This is a genomic window from Shewanella sp. 11B5, assembly GCF_002836795.1.
Lineage (GTDB): Bacteria > Pseudomonadota > Gammaproteobacteria > Enterobacterales > Shewanellaceae > Shewanella > Shewanella frigidimarina.
In genome coordinates this window covers 1-1663 of record NZ_PJAP01000819.1, presented here as the reverse complement: position 1 = coordinate 1663, position 1663 = coordinate 1, and the positions used below count along the sequence as shown (strand labels likewise).

At 41.1% G+C, this 1663-nt stretch carries 3 protein-coding genes; all 3 read right to left on the bottom strand.

Going from position 1 to position 1663, the window contains the following annotated elements; translation table 11 throughout:
- Positions 1–66: 66 nt before the first annotated feature.
- Genes CXF78_RS16775 through hinT form a run of 3 tightly spaced genes read right to left on the bottom strand, consistent with a single transcriptional unit; the run spans position 67 to position 1393 of the window.
- Positions 67–534, bottom strand: coding sequence for a PaaI family thioesterase (locus CXF78_RS16775; protein WP_102037413.1), 468 nt, complete (start codon positions 532–534; stop codon positions 67–69).
- Complete coding sequence (locus CXF78_RS16770) at positions 531–1040, bottom strand: PaaI family thioesterase (protein ID WP_011636994.1); 510 nt, start codon at positions 1038–1040, stop codon at positions 531–533. Before CXF78_RS16770 ends, CXF78_RS16775 begins: the two co-directional genes overlap by 4 nt.
- The gene (gene hinT / locus CXF78_RS16765; RefSeq protein ID WP_102037414.1) at positions 1040–1393 is read right to left on the bottom strand and encodes a purine nucleoside phosphoramidase; all 354 of its coding nucleotides are present in this window, start codon (positions 1391–1393) and stop codon (positions 1040–1042) included. The genes CXF78_RS16770 and hinT overlap by 1 nt, the downstream gene beginning before the upstream one ends.
- Positions 1394–1663 lie beyond the last annotated feature (270 nt).

Genomic DNA, 1663 nt, shown 5'->3' with positions numbered 1-1663 from the left:
GCGAACACAAAGATTGACGTTATTTTCATGCTATTCCCTTATTTGCTGTTAATGTAAAGCGTTGATTTAATCTAGCAAAAAATGTGCTCTAGCTGTGGCTATTAATTGTTTACGGTTGGTTTGCCAACAATTCATACTGACGTTAGCCACGCGGCGGCCTTGGCGAGTAATTTTACATTCTGCGAATGTGTCTTGGTGTAAACCTGCGCGTAAATAATCAATTGAAAAATCAACGATTTTAGGCACTTTTTTGGCTTGCATAAATACCATTAGTTGCACAATTGCCGACATTTCCATAAACCCAGCAAGCACTCCGCCATGTATCGCAGGTAAAATCGGATTACCAATGTTGTCATCTTTAGCTGGCAGTCTAAATACCATTTCATCACCAAAACGGGCCACTGACATGCCAATAAATTGTGAGTAAGGTACTTTCTCAAGTAAGTAACTATAATCATTCAGTTCAATGGCTCGTTTAACCACATCTTGAACATCTAAAGCCTTTTGTGTCTCTAGTTGGGTTGGCTCGCTCATGATGTCGCCCCCGGTAAATTACCCATTAACACTTGACGAAACTCTTCGCCGACCATTTCTGGACTAATGCGCATAAAAGATCCCACCGCGTGAGCGATAGGTTCATCAATGCTGTCTTGATATGCTATCGCGCGGGTAAAGGCAACGCTTGACGATAAACGATAGCATTCAGCAAAGGCATAAACTGACTTATGAGGCTCGGCAGGTTTCATGTAATCGACACGTAAATCCAATGTTGGAGACAACTCTAACGATTGGTACTTTTTCAAAATGGCGCATACCACGGCGGTGCCACAAGCGGTATCGATCAAGGTTGTGATCACCCCACCGTGAATGACTCCGGTGTCTGGGTAACCAATAATATCTTGACTGTAAGGCAACTCAATTAACACGTGATGCTCGCTGGCTTCTTGCACAGTAAGCCCTAAACGACGGCACTGAGCCAACTGGTTGACAAAGCGTGTAGCAACTTCAGTTAACGGAAAAAAATCACTGTTAATTTTCATTATCCACGACTCAACATTGGGCCTAATGGTTTACCCCCTAAAAGATGCATATGAATATGGTACACCTCTTGACCGCCATGTTTATTGCAATTCATTATTAAACGATAACCGTCTTCTGCAATACCGGCTTCATCAGCAAGTTTGGCAGCTACTGTTATCATTCGTCCTAATGCTTTTTCATCAGACGCTTTAACATCATTTGCTGTCGCGATTAAATGATTAGGGATAATCAAAATATGCGTAGGAGCTTGCGGAGTAATATCCCGAAATGCGGTGACTAATTCATCTTGGTATAAAATATCCGCTGGAATTTCACGGCGGATAATTTTGCTAAATATGGTTTCTTCGGCCATTTGGGTGCCCTCATTAGATAACTGCATTGATGCTATTGATAATACTATCAACTCTTTGAACTATCACTCCAGTAAAAACGCTTTTTATGGGTAATATTTTGCCTAAAATGGGATTCGTTTGCTTAAGTGAGTCAATTTTGGCAGCATTGGTTATTATAGCTCAATCGTTTTGATTGCGACTTGCCACTCATTCGGAATTCTTTATGCATTATCATATTCATGCGGTCGACCCTAAAGCTCATTTATTTGAAGTTGCCTTTACGCTAAAAA

What these genes read in the sequence shown, in the direction of transcription:
- CXF78_RS16775 (WP_102037413.1), bottom strand. Translation starts at nt 534, where the DNA reads ATGAGCGAGCCAACCCAACTAGAGACACAAAAGGCTTTAGATGTTCAA.
- CXF78_RS16770 (WP_011636994.1), bottom strand. Translation starts at nt 1,040, where the DNA reads ATGAAAATTAACAGTGATTTTTTTCCGTTAACTGAAGTTGCTACACGC.
- hinT (WP_102037414.1), bottom strand. Translation starts at nt 1,393, where the DNA reads ATGGCCGAAGAAACCATATTTAGCAAAATTATCCGCCGTGAAATTCCA.